Genomic DNA, 21,038 nt, shown 5'->3' with positions numbered 1-21,038 from the left:
GATAAATCTTTTAGAAAATCTAGAGAACAACTATTGGGGCGAACCCGGGTTAGGCGAATATCTGATTAACCAGTACCTATGTCTAAATAGATTATATTCAATCTTTCAATGCATATTTGAAGACTTTTTTTCATTCGACATATTTTGGTAAATTCGCGGAAATAAATTTAACGATAACTAAAATGAAAACTATCATCTTAAGCGCATTTCTGATTACAACTTCGGTTGTATTTGGTCAGTCGCTCGAACCATTGTACTTGGAGCAATTAATCAATACTGATGTCCCTACAGATCAACATGAAACAGCTATTACTTCAGACGAAAATGATAATTACATTATTGTTTGGACAGCAGGAGCATGGAATGGTGGAAATGTCATCGCTCGTAAATTTGGAAGTGATCATGTTGCAACGTCAAATGAGATTACTATCAAAGGTTCAGCTGCATCAGATATTCGAGTTGAATACAAGGGAAATGGAACCTACATAATTTCATATATCGAAAGCGGTGGAGATTTAAAATTTGTAACACTTGACGATCAAAACACCTTAGGAACTGAGGTAACTGTAGCTAGTTCGATTGACCAATATGATTTCGACGTAAAAGGTGATTCTTTAGCTTGGCTTTATCGTTACGATGGAGGAGATGATCAGTTATATCTTCGTGGATATAATATGAATACGAACGGGTGGATTAATACAGAAGTATTAGCGACTGAGGATCTATCTAACAGGTATTCCCAACCTAACGTTGTTTACCATCCAGATGGCAGAATGACCATCATTTATCATTATTACATCAATACATCTGGATGCTGTGATTTTGATCGTAGAGTAATGAGAAAGTCCTTTAATGCTAACTATCTAGCTGAAATTCCTGAATATTCCATCTGGACAGTTGATTCTGAACAAAATGTTGGAAATGACTTACATGCTGAAGGAAATGTTAACAGCGAAGTAATCGTTACAACTACCCATGGAACTACTGCTTCGCAACGTTTTATGAGGTTATGGATGTTAGATGCGTCTGGAAATTTAATTGTAAACAATGACATCCTTCATTCTGGAGGTGATTGGTTTGGTAAAATTGAAGGGCAACTATATGATAATGGTGATTTTGTTATTACTAAAGGAATTAGAATAGGTGGATGGAATGACCCAAATGATAGTGAAGCATATGTTATCTATGGAAAAAACTTTAATGAGTCAAACAGTGGATTATTACTTATGAATTCTACGAGCTCAGGTCCGCAAGAATTTTGTTCAGTAACGAAACTTTCTGACGGAAACTTTGTTGCTGCCTGGTCAGGTAATGGATTTCAAGGAGACACTCAGGGGGTATACTCTAGAGCATATAGTGCTGTAGCCTTCCCAGGTGTTGGTTTTGAAACTACTGGAAATTATGAGGTTGCAGAAACAGGAACGTCAGTTTCAATCAGTCTTAAATTAAACACACAACCTTCGCAAGATGTTGTTGTTGAATTGACAAATCCTAATATGAGTGAAATCTCATTAAGTCAGACTTCATTTACATTTACTAATTCTAATTGGGATCAAACTCAGAACTTAGTTGTAACTGGTCTTGACGATGTAGTAGATGATGGTAATATACAAGTAAATGTTTCAGTAACGACCATGAACTCAACAGATACAGAATACAGTTCTTTGGCTGATGCAACGTTAGGAATAACAAACCTCGACGATGATGCTACATTAACAATGCCTGGAACTCAAACTTTTTGTAAATCTTTAGGAATGTCTGGTGTTAACGCGTTAATTACCAATAATGGTTACGCAATCCAGTCTGTAACAGCTAGCAGTTCAGATCAGGCAGTCGTTGACAACTCTGACATTACTGTAAATGATCTTGGCGCGGGAAGTTACGAAGTTGTGATTGCTAATTTAGATAACAATACAACTGGTACAGCAACCATTACATTAACAGCAAATGACGGTACGTTCAATTACTTAGGTGATTTCGACGTTACAACAACAGGTGTTAACTTCAGCGTAAATGCTACTGCAACAGAAATTTGTGAGGGTGATGAAGTTACTCTAACAGCTTCTGGTGCTCAAAATATTTCTTGGGATAACAATGTTACAAATGGTGTTGCATTCTCGCCTTCTTCTACAATGACTTATACAGTTTCTGGTGATGACGGAGGTGGTTGTCAGGGGTCTGAACAGGTAACAATTACGGTTAATGCGGCTCCAGCAACACCTACAATCACATTATTCGGCGGGCAATTAATCTCTAGCGCAACGACTGGTAATCAATGGTATTTTAACGGGACCCTCATCCCAACTGAAACAGGTCAAACAATTGACCCTGTAGAAGATGGTACTTATATGGTTGAAGTAACCGAAAATGGTTGTTCTAGTCAATCAGATACATATAACTATTCTGATAACTATTCTGAATTAGGTGTTGACTTTGAAACTACTGGAAATTATGAGGTTGCAGAAACAGGAACGTCAGTTTCAATCAGTCTTAAATTAAACACACAACCTTCGCAAGATGTTGTTGTTGAATTGACAAATCCTAATATGAGTGAAATCTCATTAAGTCAGACTTCATTTACATTTACTAATTCTAATTGGGATCAAACTCAGAACTTAGTTGTAACTGGTCTTGACGATGTAGTAGATGATGGTAATATACAAGTAAATGTTTCAGTAACGACCATGAACTCAACAGATACAGAATACAGTTCTTTGGCTGATGCAACGTTAGGAATAACAAACCTCGACGATGATGCTACATTAACAATGCCTGGAACTCAAACTTTTTGTAAATCTTTAGGAATGTCTGGTGTTAACGCGTTAATTACCAATAATGGTTACGCAATCCAGTCTGTAACAGCTAGCAGTTCAGATCAGGCAGTCGTTGACAACTCTGACATTACTGTAAATGATCTTGGCGCGGGAAGTTACGAAGTTGTGATTGCTAATTTAGATAACAATACAACTGGTACAGCAACCATTACATTAACAGCAAATGACGGTACGTTCAATTACTTAGGTGATTTCGACGTTACAACAACAGGTGTTAACTTCAGCGTAAATGCTACTGCAACAGAAATTTGTGAGGGTGATGAAGTTACTCTAACAGCTTCTGGTGCTCAAAATATTTCTTGGGATAACAATGTTACAAATGGTGTTGCATTCTCGCCTTCTTCTACAATGACTTATACAGTTTCTGGTGATGACGGAGGTGGTTGTCAGGGGTCTGAACAGGTAACAATTACGGTTAATGCGGCTCCAGCAACACCTACAATCACATTATTCGGCGGGCAATTAATCTCTAGCGCAACGACTGGTAATCAATGGTATTTTAACGGGACCCTCATCCCAACTGAAACAGGTCAAACAATTGACCCTGTAGAAGATGGTACTTATATGGTTGAAGTAACCGAAAATGGTTGTTCTAGTCAATCAGACACATATAACTATTCTGAATCAGGTGTTGGTTTTGATGAGCTGACGAATGAAACATCTATTTATCCAAACCCTGCAAATAGCCTTATTTATTTTAATAATGTAGAGGCTAACAGCAATATTCAAATATTTGACATCACAGGATCGCTTGTGATAGCTACAAACATTGATCAAGTAAAGACTAGTGGTTTAGATGTTTCTAGATTAAATCGTGGAACATACTTCATTGAAGTGAGATCCAATTACCGAAAGTCAATTGTAAAAATGATTAAAAAATAATCGATCTGAATAAATTAAAGGGAGGCGAAACGGTCTCCCTTTTTTTGTCATTTATGGATACTAAAAAACTTGAACCTTAAGGATGAACTGTGGTAAAATCCAAGAAAAAAATCCCTTATTTTTTCAAAAATAAGGGATTTACACTTCGGTAATTTTCATCATAAACCAATCCTGATTTAGCAATAGCGAAGGCTTGTTTAATTAACTCATTGGCCACAGCTATTAACGCTAGTTTTTTCGATTTTCCTTTTACAATTATTCTTTGGTACAATTCGCGACAAGCTTTGTTGGTTTTACAAGCGTTGAAACTACACATAAATAGTAAATTCCTAATTTTCGGATTCCCTTATTTACTGATTCTAGAACTGCCTCTAACACTGCTTCCTGATGATTTTTCTGTTGGAGATAAACCAAAATAACAAATGAGTTGTTTAACCGATTCGATTTTTTCAAATCCTTCGGTCAGTATGAGCATAAATACAGCTGTGCTTTCGCCTATTCCAGGCATACTTTGGAGACGCGAATACAAATCTGGATAGTTCTCTTTAATGAGTTTTTTAAGTTTTGCTTCTAGAAAATTCATTATTTCGTTTCGATTTAAAGAACGAGACTACTTGAATTCAACAACCTTAAAACAGACTTTATGTCCATTGTATATAAAGAATAGCGGTTTAGTCGTATAAAACAAAAGAAAATGTTATAACCGCAATTACGGCAGATTCGAATACGTCCAAATCCACTCGGAATTGCTAACACCGGTTCTAAACTGAAAATCATTATCTTTAATCCCGTGACGGTTATACAAAACCCTTACGGGCAATTACCTAAAACCTGAAAAGAAATAGTATATGAATACTTACGCTGACAAAACCAACAAGAAAGAGAACCAGTTGTTTTCTGCCGCTACACCTCACAAGAAGAACGATAGTAAGTCTATTTTTCAACTTGTCGATAATAGACCTGAAGCAGTTGCTCAACGGAAATTGCGGGAGGTGGCAAATAGTAGCTCTCAAGTGAAACAACTTATAGCTTCTCAGAATATATCAAACCGCCAACCGAATAAACAGCATTTTGAACCACAAAGTACTGGGCTAATCCAAAGAAAAAAAGACAAAGCAGTTTATGATTTTGGAGACAAAGGAGATGGAAAAACATCAACGAAAGTAATAGATCAAAAAGAAGGCGGTCGCGGTCTTTTTAAATATCAGTATAAAGATAATGGTTATGTAATTGATACTTTTAACGGAACAAATATTGCAGATAATAATATCGCGAATGGAACGATATATCAAGGAATTAATACACCTAATATTACTGTTAAGGTAGCTAGTCATGATTTAAAAAAACAATATGGTAATACTCCGGCATTATCAACGAATATAATTGCTAATGGTACGCGTGCACAGCATTTCGCACATGCAGACGCTGCCCATGGCATTGATCGAACGAATAAATACACCTGGCATCACAAACAAGACGTGGGAAAAATGGAATTAATCGATATGAATACACATGGAGCAATGTGGCATTATGGAGGAATTGCAGGATGGGAAGCATCACTTCATAGTGGTGATTCTAATGAAGATGATTAGAATAAGTCGCTGATATATGCGGGGAATAAGGCAAAAGAGAAGCAGTAACAATAACCCTCAATGGATCTTATAGTTCTAGGATTGACGAGTCAAACTGAAAAATTATAGCGTTAGTAATTACGAATAATTAACCAATAAGAATAAGAAGAAGAAATGAAAGGAAAACTTGAGGAGGCAATAAAAAACAAAGATCAGAAAGAAGTAAAAGAACTGCTTGAAGCAGGTGCGGAAGTAAACTCCTCTGTTTTGACTTTGGCAATATATATTAAAAGTATAACTATTATTAAACTCTTACTACCATACTGTGAAGATGTAAATAAGCCTTGTGAAAACTTGGACGACACGCCCCTAATGAGTGCTGCTTGGAAAGGCTTGAATACGGTTGTAAAGCTATTGATTGAAAAAGGTGCCTCGGTTAATGAAAGGAATAGACACGGACAAACAGCATTGATATTGGCAGCTATGGAGGGAAAGGCAAAAGTAGTAAAAGTATTATTGGAAAATGGCGCGGATCCTACTATTGTTGTAACCCCGCCGGCAGGAAAATTTACTGCTTTAAGTTATGCAAAACATTATGGTTTTACTGCTGTAATAGAGTTATTGGAACAACATAAATAATTTGTACTGGGCTTGATTGATAAATGCTTTTGGAGAGTAGCAGATAGATAGGTGTAAATTCTAAAAATAAATAAAGACAGCTCAACAGTGCCTACACAAAACTAGTTGTTTAGTGATGGGGAGATGTTTTGCTATTAATATTTGTCCGGACCCTGACAATCATAGTAGCAATAATGAAAATACTTTAATACAAAACACGGATGGATAGAGATATGAGACAAAGCGTAATTCTCACAATACTCTCAATTTTCGCAACCGGATTTGCGACAGCTCAAATTGACTCATTAGAGAGGAAGCAATTTGATACGACGGTTGCTCAATGTAAAGACTCAACTTCAGTTGTGCGAAAGAACACTGTTTTTGCTGAAGTTGGTGGGAACGGAGTAATCTACTCGATTAACTATGACAGGTTATTTGATGTCTCCGAAAAATTTAAGTTATCAGGGAGAATTGGGGTTCATTTTACCAATAAATTTCCACTCCGGTATTACAGAACTATTAGCTTTCCAGTAGAATTCTCCGGGTTGTATTCGTTTTATAAAAAGAAACACTTTATTGAGTTCGGATCTGGACTCACTTATCTGAATAGCTTTGATAACGTCACACGACATACAGAAGATATAATCATTCTTGCGTTGCGTTTAGGTTATAGGTTTCAAAGACCAGAAGGAGGATTCTTTATGAAAATTGGATTTGTACCACTTTATGATTGGTTAGTGATTAATCCTGACCCCAATGTTCCACATCACACCTGGCTCTTTTTCGGTGGTTTGGGAATTGGGTATACATTTTAAAACAATACGATTATAAGTTGTATTGAAGAATAAGTGTCTACCAATACTTAAAGGTAGTTAGACATCCGAATACGAAATACGGTTTATATTGCCGAAAAATGCAGTAATCCAGAAGAAAAGGTTTGCCTTCTTATCCGTATTTTTACCGAAGATTGAAATGCGCAAAATATGTCCGGAATAGATAAGCAACTATTTTCTGAATTGTTGGAGATGACCGTTCAACGTCTCGATGAATTACTGGAAGTTGGTGAAACTGTCGTATACAAAAAAGGAGATAAAATTACCTTTCCGAGAAATGTGTGTGATAAATTAGGGGTGATTGTTGATGGGGCTATACGCACTTATGCTGTGAATGATAAAGGACAGGAAATTAGCTACCTGTTACAGGTGAACGGAAGTTTTTTTGGGGATTATAAAAGCTATATCTCCGGTTCGCAATCTGAATTAATTCTTGAGGCTATTCTTGATACGGAAGCTTTACTTTTTGATAAAAAAAGCATTGATGATTTATGCGACAGGGATGTGTTCTGGTTGAAATTCAGTAAAAAAATGTCAGATGTAGCCTTTCTTGAAGCAAAAGAAAGATTAGATGACCTGTTGTTTAATACACCGGAAGAACGTTACAATAACCTTTTGAAAAGATCAGGAGAAGTAATACAGAAAATTCCTCAGAAATATATTTCAACTTATCTGGGAATTACCCCACAGTCGTTAAGCCGTATCCGGAAAAGAATAGGTTAACAGCCGGAGGAATTAATTAACTTAAGTGAACGAATTACAGGTAGGAGAGGACGTAATTTTGTGACAGAACAAATAATACAGTATGTCATGAAGATAGCAATTATAGGTGGAGGAATAGGAGGGCTAACGACTGCTCTGGCTTTGAAGAAAGCGGGAGTGAATTTTAAGTTATACGAAGCGGCTCCGGAATTAAAAGCTGTAGGGGCTGGTATCATTATGGCTAATAATGCACTACAGGTATTTCGTAAACTGGGGATTCATGAAAAGATTTATGCAAAAGGAAACCGCATAGATGCAATGGATATCACCAAAGGAAATTTTTCTCCTTTATCTTCCGTTCGCTTAGATGCATTTGTCGAAAAATACGGCTTGCAAAATCATGCCATACACAGAGCGGACTTGCACACCATTTTAGTAGAAGCGTTAGGAGAAGAATATATCGAAATTAACCGTCGTTTAATAGATATACAGAAAAAGGAAAACGGGTATCAATTATCTTTTGAAGGAGGAACAGAAGGAACAGCCGATTTCATTATTGGAGCTGATGGAATTCGTTCGGTGGTGCGTCAGAAACTATATAATGAAAATGAGTATCGGAATTCCGGGCAATTATGTTGGAGAGGAGTTGTTGAGTTTGATCTTCCTTCTGAATACCAACATAGATTGATCGAAGCCTGGTCTGGAGGAAAACGGTTTGGGTTTGTACGCATCTCGGAGAAAAAAGTATACTGGTATTTATTAATCAATGATAATTTGGGGGATCTGGACGCCGATCATCATGTGTTTACAAAAGGGTTTCATCCGATTGCGGAACAATTGGTTCGGGCAACATCAGACGAAAAGGTAATCAAGGCAAAACTCTATGACGTGAAACCTATCCGGATCTGGCAGAAGGAGAATACGTGCCTGATAGGTGATGCTGCGCACGCCATGACCCCGAATCTGGGGCAGGGAGCTTGTCAGGCAATTGAAGACGCTTACGTTTTGGGAGAACTTGTCGCAAAGTATGACGTAGTGGAAGCTTTTGTGAAATATCCTGAAATTCGTCGGGCAAAGGCTACTTCGGTGGTGAATAGAAGTTGGAAATTCGGAAAAATAGCTCACCTGAATCATCCGTTGGCTGAAGGAATCCGTAATTCGATTCTTAAGTACGCCACTCCACGACGGATGAATGAAAAAATGATGGATAAGCTATTTACCCTGGATGAAATCATTTGATTTAGGCGTTTTGTTTTATCACTCTTTTATGAAACAAAAATGTATATTTAGAGCATCTAACTAAATAAGAAAAATTACGCGGATGCTATTTGGAGGGGTTGTACAGTCGGTTCGTAATGTACTTCGTGATAATCACAATCTCACGCTTTCGGGAAAGGGACGCAAAATTAATCTTGGAGAGGCAACGGTAAGAAAAAGTAAAATTAGAACACCGGATGCCTCTCCTGAAGTAATAGACGATATTCGGGCAAAATCGAAGAGAACCCGGGTTTTTCAACGGCGCGTATTAGTTGGTGTAACGCTCGCTTCCATCGTCTTTTTTTTAATAGTTGTTCTTCCGATCTTTAAGAAAGAAACCGTTAAAGTGGAGCACGTTAATGAAGAACGTTTACGAAAGCAAAAACAATTGGAAGAAAAATTAACTTTTTTCACCGAGGACGCCCGGAAATGGGTGGCAGAAAGACATTATGATAACGCAATTATACAGTATAGAAACGCACTCACCATGCAGGCTACAGATCGACGAATCTGGCAGGAATTTATCTATGTATTAGTACTGAATTGCAGTATCAATGAACAAAATTGCCGGGAGGCAGAATTCTACACCATAGCTTATCAATCATTTCCTGCCGAATTGCAGGAAAAAAGATTCCTTCACCAAATAGAAATATTGACGGGTACTCCCTGAAACTATTTTTCAAGCTTCAGATCATCACCTTTGCACTGCTCTTCCGGACGTGCACCACAAAGACTACAGGTAGCCCCTTCTTCCTGCAACAATGGATTATTACTGGCACAGGTTCCGGCAAACTGACCGTCTTTTTTTGCCCAGATTTTTATAGCAATTCCTGCAAAAGCAAGAGCCAAAAGCAATATGGTAATCAAGATTAACGCCATCTTACATGTTTTTTACAAAGTTAATGAATATTGAGAGCACTCTCAAGTTTTCGAATGAAAATATCAGTGATCCAACAGGGGGGAAAGCAGGCGAATAATTTCTATAGCATTGTCTTTGGGGGCAGCGTAATCAATCCATTTTGTGGAAGCTTCGCGTCGAAACCAGGTTAACTGTCGTTTCGCATATCTTCGGGTATTCTGACGTATGACATCAGCTGCTTCATCCAACGATAATTGACCATCCAGATAATCAAAGATTTCTTTATACCCCACCGTGTTTAAAGCCTGGTGATTGCGAAAGTTTTCTACGCTTTTCACTTCATCAACGAGTCCGTTTTGAATCATTTCGGTAACGCGTTGATTGATCCGGTCGTATAATTGTTCCCGTGGATGATGAATGGCGAAATAATGAACGGAGAATGGTCGTTCTTTATCTTGTTTTGACTGTAACTCTGACATCTTTTTTCCGCTGGAACGAAAGACTTCCAATGCCCGCATAACGCGGTGCGGATTTTGTAGGTCTAGTATTGCTGCTGATTCAGGATCACAGGCTTTTAACTCTTCCTGCAAGGGATGAATACCTTCTTTTTCAAATGCACGGATAAGGTGCTGGCGAATTTCTTTCGAACGGGGAAGATCATCAATCCCTTTACACAAAGCATCAATGTATAACCCAGATCCTCCGGTTAGAATAGCAACATCTTTTTCTTTAAACTCATCTTCCAGTACACGAAGAGCATCTGTCTCAAATTGCCCGGCTGTATATTCTTCACGAATGCTCAGGTTGTTGATGAAGTAGTGCCTGACACCTTTCATTTCCTCAACAGAAGGTTTTGCTGTACCGATGGATAACTCTTGGTAAAATTGTCGGGAGTCAGCAGAAAGAACAGAACAATTAAGCTGAAGAGCCAGTTCTACGGCAAGTGCTGTTTTTCCGGACGCAGTAGCACCGGCTAAAACGATAAGATGTTTGTCCTTGTTCTGCACAGGGACAAAGATACGGAATCATGAAGAAAGAGAAGTGATTCCGGGCTATCCGGGGAAAAGGTTTTTATATTCATTATACCTTCTGAATACTTCGCGTACATATCGATAGGTCATATTGCCCCGGTAGTAACCCGACTTTACACCTTTTACAGCTAACATTTCCGGTTCTGTAAGGCGGAGGAAATACTCTTCCACAACATCATCCCAGATATGCGGGTTTGCACCGTCAGCTTTAGCAATTGTCTGGGCATCCAAAACATGTCCGGGACCAGCATTATAAGAAGCGATCGTGAATTTCATGCGCTGGATAGAGTCTTTGACATCGATAAAATTCTTTTCGATACGTTTCAGGTACTTGATCCCGCCACGGATTTGAACTTCGGGAGGAGAACCGGGATAAACACCAAATCGTTCTCCTGTTTCAGGCATAAATTGCATCAGACCGTAGGAGCCCTGCCATGATTCTATGTGGGGATTAAATTTTGACTCCTGAAAAATCAATGATGCAACCAATCGCCAATCGTAATTAGCTTTTTTTGCTTCCTTTTTCAGAATTTCGTCGTACGGAGAGATTTTACCTCCTCCCAGACTGGAATACTGATCCATAGCCTTTCGGGTATGGGTGCCGATATCGAAATACTTATGCTTCAGAAAACTGTATAAACGCTGTTGCATAAAATTCTTCAACCAGTCATTGAGGTAGTCGAGCAACTGTTCGTCAGATTTACGAACACCAAAGGCAATCTGCTGTCGAATGCTCAGTTCCAGGGAAATATCAATGTTATCAAAAAAACGTTTGTTAATCAGGGCTATGTTTTTATCCACAACGGTATAATCAATCGTCCCTTCGGATACACGACGGATCAATTCTTCTGTTTCAATATTTCCGTCTTCCGGTTGGATATAAATCGTATCACCGATCTCATCCATCAGAGCTACCATTCTCTTATAATAACTGGACTCCCCCCAGACGTGAACTTTCTTTTTAGCCAAACGCACGGGATCAGTTATGAGGTGAGCCTTAATTTCTTTACTGTTCATTTTTCTCCAGTTTTCTGGTTTTCGCTGAACGAGAACCTGACTGGAACGAAGGTGCGGGATACTAAAATTAATCTGGTCACGACGATCACGGGTAATTGTATAGTTGCAGGCAATAAGATCTCCTTTTCCCGAATTCAGATCGGTAATGACATGGTCGAGATTTTTGACAGCACGAAATTCCAGCTTAACTCCCAGATCTTTGGCGAACTGCTTCAGTACTTCATATTCAAATCCCATTTTTTGACCTCTATACACAAAATAGGAGACAGTACTGTTTTCTGTCAGAACAATCAGTTTTCCTTTTTCAATGATTTTATTTAAGCTGTTATCCTTCTCTTTTTGTTCCTCCGTTTTGAAGTCCAGCTTTATTTTTCCCTCTTCTTTTGTGCCGAAAGGAATATATATAACCAGTAGTAGAAGTACGGTAGCAGCAAAGATAGTAGCTATGATCTTTTTTGGTTTGTTCACTTCGTCAATATACGAAAAAAAAATACACACTGACAAAACCTGAAAATCTGTTGCTAACTTTCTGATTTAGTATCTGGCTTGCTCTACAGGAAGGGTGGTTGCACACTTGAAATGTCCTTTCGGACAGGCTTTATGTCCGTGTATTCCACAGGGTCGGCATTCCAGATTTTCTGTTGTTTCGAGAAGTTGAGAATCGTCGGAAAGTGGTCCGAAACCAAACTTGGGTACTGTGCTACAGAAAAAAGCGGTTACCGGAGCATTCATCGCACTTGATAAGTGAAGCGGTCCTGAATCATTGACGTAGTTCCTTGTTGCTTTGCCCATGAGAGCAGCTGATTCAAGTAAGTTTAGTTTTCCTGCCAGATTGGTACAATTAAAACCGGGAAGCTGAGTCAACACCTGTTCACAGGTTTCGAAATCCCCGGGACCTCCTAAAATGTATATCGGATGTTCACTACCTATATGATGAGCGAGATCCAGCCACTTTTTCAGAGGAAGTTGTTTGGTAAACCATACCGAAGCGGGGGCAAAACAATAAAAAGAGTCTTGTACCAACGGCTGAATTTTTAAATAATCTTCAGTAGAAGGAAACAGTTCCGGGCGCAGGGAAGTAGGGGAGAGTGAATGGTGCGCTACCAGTTCAAAATTTCTTGCGACCTCATGTGTCCCGTCACCAAATTGATGGGGAACACGACGTGTAAACAAAAAGGAAAGTGGGTTTTCCGAAAATCCGACCCGGGATGAAGCTCCACTGAGGGCAGTTAGTAATCCGGAATTAAAGTAACGTTGTATACCAATAACTTCATCATACTTTTGCTTACGGATTCTTTTTAAAAGAGAAAAAAGCTGTCTATACTTACCTGCTTTCTTATTCCAGATAAGCACCTCCCGTATATGTGGATTAGTCATTACCAGTTGCTCATTTCCTTTACGGACAAGAAGATCAATTTCCGCATCGGGGTATTGTAATTTAAGTTCCCTGATTAGCGGAGTTGCCAGAATGACATCACCCAAAAAAGCGGTTTGTATGATCAGAAATTGCTTCACGTCCCAAAGCTAAAAAAAACATCTCTATTACCAGTTAATAGAAACAACAGAACAACAGAATAAGAAAGTACGGGAAACAGCGAAAAAGCGCAGAAGATTCCGCGCCTGAAATCAAAACAGGTTACATTGGATAAGGTATCCCGATAGTTTGTCGTTTAGTGTAGAGTCCGGAATGAACTGATTTCAATTGTTCATTACATTACAAAGATGATGTTTTTTTACTCAAAATCAATAAAATAAAGGTTTGTAAAACCGGAAAATAGGTATTTATACCTAGATGCTGAAAATTACTGATAAACAAGTTTGTCTTTTAAGTATTTAGCAGTATAAGAATTTTCACACTTTGTTAAATCTTCCGGACTACCTGTGAATACTAACGAGCCGCCCTCTTTTCCTCCTTCCGGACCGATATCAATAATATAGTCTGCGCATTTGATCACCTCCATATTATGTTCGATAACAATTACTGAATGTCCCAGAGCTATCAATTCATTAAATGCAATCATCAACTTGGCAATATCATGGAAATGTAAGCCGGTTGTTGGTTCGTCAAATAAAAATAATGTCTTTTCGGACGTTCTTCCTTTGATCAGGAAAGAGGCGAGCTTGATTCTCTGTGCTTCTCCACCACTCAATGTGGAAGAGGACTGTCCGAGTTTTACATAACCCAACCCAACTCTTTGAAGTGGGAGTAATTTCGCCACAATTTTTTCGTCGGATTTACTTTTCCCTTCTGAGAAGAAAGCGATAGCATTGTCAACATCCATATCCAGAATATCAGCAATGTTTTTTCCTCTGTAAATGACATCCAACGTTTCTGTTTTGTATCGCTTTCCTTTGCATGCTTCGCATTCGAGATGAACGTCAGCCATGAATTGCATAGAGATTGTAACGGTTCCTTCTCCTTCACAAGTTTCACATCGACCTCCCGGAACATTAAAGGAAAAGAATCCTGGCTTATAATTTCTGATCTTGGAAATTTGCTGCTTAGAGAAAATATCGCGGATATCATCAAACGCTTTTAAATAGGTCACCGGGTTACTTCTCGAAGATTTCCCAATGGGATTCTGATCAATTAATTCGACATTGGAAATCGCCCCGGTATCTCCGGTTAATCCATTGCATTCTCCTACTTTATCACCGTATATCCCCAGGCTCTTTTTAACCAGTGGATACAGAATTTTTTTGATAAGCGAAGATTTCCCGGATCCGCTGACTCCTGTTACACAAACCAGATTGTTCAGAGGAAATGTAACATCTATATTCTTCAGGTTGTTTTCTCGTGCGCCTAGTACCGTAATACTTTGGTTGGAGTTTCGTCTTTTTTCCGGAACCGGAATTTGTAACTCTGCTGAGAGGTACTGTGTTGTCAGACTATTTTTGACCTTCTTAAGATCAACAGGTTTGCCCTGAAAGACAATAGTACCACCATTAATCCCGGCCTCAGGTCCCATGTCGATAAGTTCGTCGGCAGCCTGCATGATATCTTCTTCATGTTCCACAATAATAACGGTATTACCGATATCACGCAGATTATTTAAAACAGAAATCAGTCGTGCAGTATCTCTGGGGTGTAAACCAATGCTTGGTTCGTCAAGAATATACATGGAACCAACTAAACTACTTCCCAAAGAGGTAGCCAGATTAATACGCTGAGATTCGCCTCCGGATAACGAATTTGCCTGTCGGTTGAGCGTTAAATATCCCAGTCCGACCCGATCCAGAAACTCAAGCCGGTTTTCTATTTCAGGTAACAAACGTTTTGTAAGTTGCTGATCGTGCTCATTTAAATTAAGTGATTTAAAAAACGGAATCAACTCCGAAATCGGCATTAAAACAAGATCACTGATATTTTTACCCCCGATTTTCACATAGTTGGAGTCCTTACGTAATCGCGTTCCTCTACAATCGGGGCATTTTGTTTTTCCTCTGTATCGGGAGAGTAAAACACGATACTGAATCTTATAACTTTTACTTTCCAGGTAGCGGAAGAATGCGTCAATTCCCTCCATGCCTTTTCCGCCTCTCCAAAGCATTTCATATTGCTTGTCGGTTAGTTCACTAATCGGCTTGTGAATAGGGAAGTTATTTTTTTCTGCCCCTAATACGAACAGTCTGAGCCATTCTCCAAGCGTATCTCCTTTCCAGGGCTGAACAGCACCCTGATAAACACTGAGTGATTTGTCAGGGATTACAAGGCTGTCATCCACACCGATAATGCTACCATAGCCCTCGCATGTTTTACAAGCTCCGTAGGGATTGTTAAAGGTGAAAAAATGAACAGAAGGTTCGGTAAAGGAAATACCGTCCAGTTCAAAAAGTGAAGAAAAAGCTTTCGATTGCTGATCGCCGTGTAAATAGACTTCCATGTGTCCTTTTCCTTCAAGGAAGGCCAATTGAACGGAGTCCGATATCCGCGAAAAGCCTGCTTCATCATCCGGAGCAGGAACGCTGATCCGGTCGATCAACAGATAAGGGGACTCTAGTTTTTTGGGATGTTGGGCAAGCACTTCATCTAATTCGCGCATCTCCCCATCGATAAAAATCCGTCCGTACCCCTGATCAATAAATAATTGGAGTTGTTTTTTTACTCCATACTTTTCTGTAGAGAAAGGAGCGAGCAGGAGACATCGCGTCCCTTCAGCCAGTTTTGAAATATACGAAACAACATCCGTAACCGTGTGTTTTTTTACTTCTTCTCCGGATACAGGTGAAAACGTTTTTCCTGCTCTGGCAAACAACAATTTCAGGTAATCATAAATCTCTGTTGATGTACCAACCGTTGACCTGGGGTTCGTGGCAATAACTTTTTGCTCAATCGCTATAGCCGGAGCCACACCTTTTATAAAGTCAACATCCGGTTTGTCCAGTTTGCCAAGAAACTGGCGGGCATAGGCCGAAAGACTTTCGATATACCGACGTTGTCCTTCAGCATAAAGCGTATCAAAAGCGAGCGAAGATTTTCCCGATCCGGAAAGTCCGGTAATAACGGTGAGTTTACCATGAGGGATTTTTACTTCTACGTTTTTGAGGTTGTGTACCCGCGCTCCTTTGATGTGAATATATTCGTTTGATGACATGTGTTCAATTTCCTGTTTCCAAAAATAGTGGTTTTCCATGGGCTAAGAAACAGCTGAAGAAAGTTTTGCGAACGGACTTTCGATTTTGCGTTTATCCGGGAGTGAAAAAGATAAGTCAGACCTGTATAAAATTAGCCAAAAAAGATAATTCATTTTTTGCTAATTAGCAAGAATGTCGTATATTAGCCCTTGTTAAACATCTAAAAACAGTCGCTTATAGAACACATTTACGCTTGAAAATTACTTTGAAAAATTAAGTTAAACCGGGCAAACTATGTGTAAATCCGAACGAAGCGACAAGGTTCTTGTCAGTGAGTATATTAAAGGAAGTGAAGAAGCATTTGAAGTATTACTAATGCGTCACAAAAATAATGTATTCCATTACATACTGTCTAAAGTAAAAGACAGAGATCTGGCAGATGACATCTTTCAGGATGTGTTCATTAAAGTCATTAAGACATTAAGAGCCGGCAATTATAACGAAGAGGGGAAATTCCTGCCATGGGTATTGCGTATCGCTCACAACCTTGTAGTAGACTATTTCCGACGTGCTAATAAAGTACGTATGGTATCCGAATCGACCTCTTTTTCGGAAGAATTTAATATTTTCAGTGTTCTGGCACAGGAAGATCTGAATGTGGAACAATCATTGTCCAAAGAGGAACTGGAAGGACAAATCGTGCACATGATTCAGTACTTACCCGAAGCACAGAAAGAAATCCTGTATATGAGAATTTTTCAGGATATGTCCTTCAAAGATATTGCAGAAGCAAAAGATATTTCGATAAATACAGCTCTTGGTCGTATGCGTTATGCACTCATCAATATGAGAAAACTGATCGAAAAACACGGAGTTGTAGTTGATTTATAAAATAGGAACTATATTTTTTAGACCGGAGTCAGAAGGCTCCGGTTTTTTTGTTCCGGATGTTCATCTGCGCAGGCGGGTGGTATTTGGTGAATAATCGTATTTTTGCAACAAATTCTGCACTATGGCCAGGAAAATTCAATTGATTATTAACGAATCTGAAGTAACGGCAGGTACCCGGGGAGCTAGTTTAGGTCCCGGAGCCGTTAAGGTTGCTGCATGGAAAAAGGAAAGTGACTTTTTTTCGCAGTTTACGAACCAATATAGTATTAAAAATAACGAAGAACTGCTAAACAAGCCTCCTCTTTATCCTTTTGCGAAACGAATAGAAGGATTGACGGAAGTATTTGAGCAATTGGATACGATTGTAAAATCGACGTATGAGAAAGGTGACTTTCCGCTGATAATTGCGGGGGATCACGGATCGGCCGGAGGTACAATCGCTGCCATTAAAAACAGTCATCCCGGAAAACGTCTGGGGGTAGTATGGATTGATGCACACGGAGATTTACACACACCATACACAACGCCTTCGGGAAATATGCATGGAATGCCATTAGCAACTGCTTTGGCAACAGATAATCTGGATGCGCAGATTAATGAACCAAAAGAAGATGTAAAAGATCTTTGGGATAACCTGAAAAATTTCGGGGGGATTTCTCCTAAAATTCAACCGGAGGATTTGGTGTTTATTGCAGTACGAGATACAGAAGAACCGGAAGATCTTTTGATGAAGAAGTTAGGAATCCGAAATATTACCGTTGGGGAAGTACGTACGTCAGGAGTAGATCATGTGGTTGATGAGGTATTGGAGAAGTTAACGAACTGTGACCTTATTTACATTTCTTTTGACGTGGATAGCATGGATCCTAAAATTGTTTCGCATGGTACAGGAACTCCGGTGGATAATGGATTGACTCCTGAAGAAGCTGAAGGAATAATGACGGGATTGATTAAGTCGGATAAACTTTGTTGTCTGGAGTTTGTCGAGATTAATCCTTGTCTTGATGAAAAGAAAAACAAAATGGCTGAAGTCGCTTTTGATCTTTTGGAGCGACTGGTGCCGATTATTAAAAAGTAATTTACGATCTCATTTTTAAAAAATGGAAAACAACATAAAACAAATCCTTTTAGACAATGCCGGAGAGTTATTCGGAACGCCGGTAAATGAATCAATGATTCAGTTGCAAAAAACAAGGAAGGAGTTCAAGGGGGATATTACGCTGGTAATTTTTCCTTTTGTTAAAATGATGAAAACATCTCCTGATCAGGCTGCTGAACGAATAGGGAATTTCCTAAGGGAACGCCTTGATTTGATTTGCGGATTTAATGTTGTGAAAGGTTTTCTTAATCTTGAGATAGATGATGTCTACTGGTTAAAGAAACTACAGGATATCGATGCAGACGAGAGATTCGGACAGGCAAAAGAACCGACAGGAAAAACCTTGATGGTAGAGTACAGTTCTCCGAATACCAATAAACCTCTTCACCTGGGGCATTTGCGAAATAACTTCCTTGGGTACAGTGTCGCTGAAATCCTGAAAGCGAATGGTAACAAAGTGATCAAAACTCAGATCATTAATGACAGGGGAATTCACATCTGTAAGAGTATGTTGGCCTGGCTGAAATTTGCGCCGTTAAATGCGGCAGGAGAAAGAGAAACTCCACAGACAACTGGAATGAAAGGTGATAAGTTTGTAGGGAAATACTATGTTGAGTTTGACAAAGCGCTGAATGCCGAGGCGAAAGAGATTATGACTGCCTGGGAAAAGAGTGATTTTTCTATCGGAGATCAGGTTGCTGAAGAAGTAACGAAATTGTATGCGGCAGCGGCAGAAAAAGAAGATGAAAAAGCAAAACAGGCTATTTTGTCGAAAGTAAAAGAACTGGCGAAAAACGAAACATCCATTCTGAAAGAAGCCAAAGAGATGTTGGTGAAATGGGAAGCAAGAGACCCTGAAACTTATTTGCTTTGGACAACGATGAACAGTTGGGTATATGATGGATTTGATACGACCTATAAAACAATGGGAGTTGATTTTGATCACCTGTACTATGAGTCGGACACTTTCCTGTTTGGAAAAGATGTCGTAATAGACGGATTAAGAAAAGGTATTTTCTATCGTAAAGAGGATGGTTCCGTATGGATTGATCTGACGGATGAAGGTTTGGATGAGAAATTAGTACTCCGTTCGGATGGTACGGCAGTATATATGACTCAGGATATAGGAACAGCCATTGAACGTTTTAAAGATTACCCTGATCTGAACGGAATTATTTATACCGTAGGTAATGAACAGGATTATCACTTTAAAGTATTGTTCCTTATTCTTAAAAAACTAGGCTATTCATGGGCAGACGAATGTTTCCATCTTTCGTATGGAATGGTTGACCTTCCGACAGGAAAAATGAAATCCCGCGAAGGGACGGTTGTTGATGCTGATGATCTGATGCACGAAGTCATTCAGGCAGCTTCTGAAATGACGCGTGAACGAGGGCATATTGAAGGTATGTCAGAAGAGGAAAAACAGGAACTGTTTAAAATGATAGGACTGGGTGGATTGAAGTATTATCTATTGAAAGTAGACCCGCGCAAACGAATGATGTTTAATCCGGAAGAGTCTATTGAATTGAATGGTAATACCGGACCGTTTTTACAGTATGCGTATGCCCGGATTCAGTCACTGGTAGCAAAAACAGGATCACTTCAAGCTCCTGAAAAATCAGTTATTACAGAGGAAGAACGAGAATTGATCAAGTGGTTGATGATGTACCCTTCAACTGTGGAAGAAGCAGGGAGAAATTACAGCCCGGCTGAGATAGCAAACTATACATTTGAATTGGTGAAAATGTATAACGCTTTCTATCAAAGTGTTCCTCCTATTGTTAAAGAAACGAATGAAGAAGTGAAGCAATTACGTGTGGCATTGAGTTTAAATGTTGCAAAAGTAGTGAAGTCAGCTATGCGTCTGTTGGGGATTAATGTTCCGCAACGTATGTAGTGGCTCAGGATTGCTTTTTAGATTCAAGATATTCCCGTCTGAGATCTTCCGATACTTTACCTGTTCCGTCGTGTCGCCAACCGGGACGATGGAACAGGTATCCTATTTTTCCTCTCCAGTTAGCGCCAGATGAAAAAATATCTCTGAACAGATTACCCCATTCGTGAAAACCGATGTAGACCGGATTGTAGCTGTCAATATTTGTTGTTAATCCGTATTGTACTTTTTCATGATCCAGTTCAGGTTGAAAGGTTCCGAACCATTTATCCCAAATAATAAAAATTCCTGCATAGTTTCTATCCAGATACAATGGATTGGAGCCATGGTGTACCCGGTGATGGGAAGGTGTATTCATTACAGCCTCAAACCAACGGGGCATCTTTTTAATCAACTCGGTATGTATCCAGTATTGATAGAGTAAGCTCACCGACATTTGCGTGAAGATCATTACGGGATGAAATCCGATAACCGGAAGTGCCAGATAAAACAAAAAAGTAAAAAATCCCCCGGTCCATGTCTGGCGCAATGCCGTACTGAGGTTGAATTTCCGGGAGGAATGATGAACAATGTGGGAAGCCCAGAATAAACGGCTTTCATGTCCGATTCTATGCGTCCAGTAGTAGCAGAAATCATCCGCAAAAAGCAGTAAAATCCATACCCACCAGGAAAAGGGAAGAGTAGTGACGCGGAAGTTATCATAGAGAAATGTGAACACAAATGCGACTAGCAATTGAGAAACGAAGCCGATAAATACATTCCCCAGCCCCATAGAAATCGATGCCAGTGCATCTTTAACGGAATATCCGGATGGAAATTTGCGGGCAACAATAATCCCTTCAGTAATTACTGTAACGACAAAAAAAGGAATGGCATACAGAATAAGATCCGGGATATGAGGTATTTCCATGGTCTAAATTTCGTGATTTTTTGGAATAAAAAAAGCGAATGGAGCAATAACTACATTCGCTT

16 protein-coding genes and 1 pseudogene are annotated in these 21,038 nt (G+C 39.3%); 10 read left to right on the top strand and 7 right to left on the bottom strand.

Translation table 11 applies throughout. The annotated features are described in order from the left end of the window. Positions 1-182: 182 nt before the first annotated feature. Complete coding sequence (locus tag AC4PL9_RS06575; RefSeq protein ID WP_491603959.1) at positions 183-3,716, top strand: T9SS type A sorting domain-containing protein; 3,534 nt, start codon at positions 183-185, stop codon at positions 3,714-3,716. 115 nt (positions 3,717-3,831) lie between these two features. Here AC4PL9_RS06575 and AC4PL9_RS06570 read toward each other — a convergent pair. Next, a pseudogene (locus AC4PL9_RS06570) lies at positions 3,832-4,299 on the bottom strand (transposase); the annotation flags it as partial. Positions 4,300-4,564: 265 nt separating this feature from the next. Between AC4PL9_RS06570 and AC4PL9_RS06565 the strand changes: the two are divergent. The 6 genes from AC4PL9_RS06565 (at position 4,565) to AC4PL9_RS06540 (ending at position 9,367) form a co-directional block, all read left to right on the top strand. Then, entirely contained in the window at positions 4,565-5,308 is a 744-nt protein-coding gene (locus tag AC4PL9_RS06565; RefSeq protein ID WP_491603958.1) for an HNH endonuclease signature motif containing protein, read from the top strand. Positions 5,309-5,461: 153 nt separating this feature from the next. Beyond that, complete coding sequence (locus tag AC4PL9_RS06560) at positions 5,462-5,926, top strand: ankyrin repeat domain-containing protein (protein ID WP_491603957.1); 465 nt, start codon at positions 5,462-5,464, stop codon at positions 5,924-5,926. Between the two features lie 200 nt (positions 5,927-6,126). Further along, positions 6,127-6,720: a hypothetical protein gene (locus tag AC4PL9_RS06555; RefSeq protein WP_491603956.1), complete on the top strand. Its 594-nt coding sequence runs from the start codon at positions 6,127-6,129 to the stop codon at positions 6,718-6,720. Positions 6,721-6,888: 168 nt separating this feature from the next. Then, complete coding sequence (locus AC4PL9_RS06550; RefSeq protein WP_491603955.1) at positions 6,889-7,461, top strand: Crp/Fnr family transcriptional regulator; 573 nt, start codon at positions 6,889-6,891, stop codon at positions 7,459-7,461. Positions 7,462-7,548: 87 nt separating this feature from the next. Next, entirely contained in the window at positions 7,549-8,679 is a 1,131-nt protein-coding gene (locus tag AC4PL9_RS06545; protein ID WP_491603954.1) for an FAD-dependent monooxygenase, read from the top strand. Between the two features lie 82 nt (positions 8,680-8,761). Next, positions 8,762-9,367, top strand: a complete 606-nt coding sequence (locus tag AC4PL9_RS06540; RefSeq protein ID WP_491603953.1) for a hypothetical protein — start codon at positions 8,762-8,764, stop codon at positions 9,365-9,367. 2 nt (positions 9,368-9,369) lie between these two features. Here AC4PL9_RS06540 and AC4PL9_RS06535 read toward each other — a convergent pair whose 3' ends face one another. The 5 genes from AC4PL9_RS06535 to uvrA all read right to left on the bottom strand — a co-directional run bounded on the left by AC4PL9_RS06535 (position 9,370) and on the right by uvrA (position 16,199). Then, positions 9,370-9,576 carry a membrane or secreted protein gene (locus tag AC4PL9_RS06535; protein ID WP_343787608.1) on the bottom strand — a complete coding sequence of 69 codons (207 nt, stop codon included), beginning with the start codon at positions 9,574-9,576 and terminating at the stop codon, positions 9,370-9,372. Between the two features lie 63 nt (positions 9,577-9,639). Continuing rightward, positions 9,640-10,563, bottom strand: a complete 924-nt coding sequence (gene miaA, locus AC4PL9_RS06530) for a tRNA (adenosine(37)-N6)-dimethylallyltransferase MiaA (protein WP_491603952.1) — start codon at positions 10,561-10,563, stop codon at positions 9,640-9,642. Positions 10,564-10,608: 45 nt separating this feature from the next. Beyond that, complete coding sequence (locus AC4PL9_RS06525) at positions 10,609-12,072, bottom strand: MltF family protein (protein ID WP_491603951.1); 1,464 nt, start codon at positions 12,070-12,072, stop codon at positions 10,609-10,611. A 66-nt stretch (positions 12,073-12,138) separates the two neighbouring features. After that, positions 12,139-13,119, bottom strand: coding sequence for a glycosyltransferase family 9 protein (locus tag AC4PL9_RS06520; RefSeq protein WP_491603950.1), 981 nt, complete (start codon positions 13,117-13,119; stop codon positions 12,139-12,141). Between the two features lie 287 nt (positions 13,120-13,406). Next, entirely contained in the window at positions 13,407-16,199 is a 2,793-nt protein-coding gene (gene uvrA / locus AC4PL9_RS06515; RefSeq protein WP_491603949.1) for an excinuclease ABC subunit UvrA, read from the bottom strand. 274 nt (positions 16,200-16,473) lie between these two features. On the opposite strand from uvrA, the gene AC4PL9_RS06510 reads away from it, so the two are divergent. The 3 genes from AC4PL9_RS06510 (at position 16,474) to argS (ending at position 20,069) form a co-directional block, all read left to right on the top strand. Continuing rightward, positions 16,474-17,070, top strand: coding sequence for a sigma-70 family RNA polymerase sigma factor (locus tag AC4PL9_RS06510; RefSeq protein WP_491603948.1), 597 nt, complete (start codon positions 16,474-16,476; stop codon positions 17,068-17,070). Between the two features lie 121 nt (positions 17,071-17,191). Then, positions 17,192-18,148 (top strand): arginase, encoded by a 957-nt coding sequence (locus AC4PL9_RS06505; protein WP_491603947.1) that lies wholly within the window; start codon positions 17,192-17,194, stop codon positions 18,146-18,148. A gap of 22 nt (positions 18,149-18,170) precedes the next feature. Continuing rightward, entirely contained in the window at positions 18,171-20,069 is a 1,899-nt protein-coding gene (gene argS, locus AC4PL9_RS06500; protein WP_491603946.1) for an arginine--tRNA ligase, read from the top strand. 4 nt (positions 20,070-20,073) lie between these two features. Here argS and AC4PL9_RS06495 read toward each other — a convergent pair whose 3' ends face one another. Then, positions 20,074-20,976 carry a sterol desaturase family protein gene (locus tag AC4PL9_RS06495; RefSeq protein ID WP_491603945.1) on the bottom strand — a complete coding sequence of 301 codons (903 nt, stop codon included), beginning with the start codon at positions 20,974-20,976 and terminating at the stop codon, positions 20,074-20,076. Positions 20,977-21,038 lie beyond the last annotated feature (62 nt).

The sequence above is a fragment of the Wandonia sp. genome (assembly GCF_984588085.1).
Note: the sequence above shows the minus strand (reverse complement) of the source record. Positions and strands in the feature narration are given on the sequence as shown.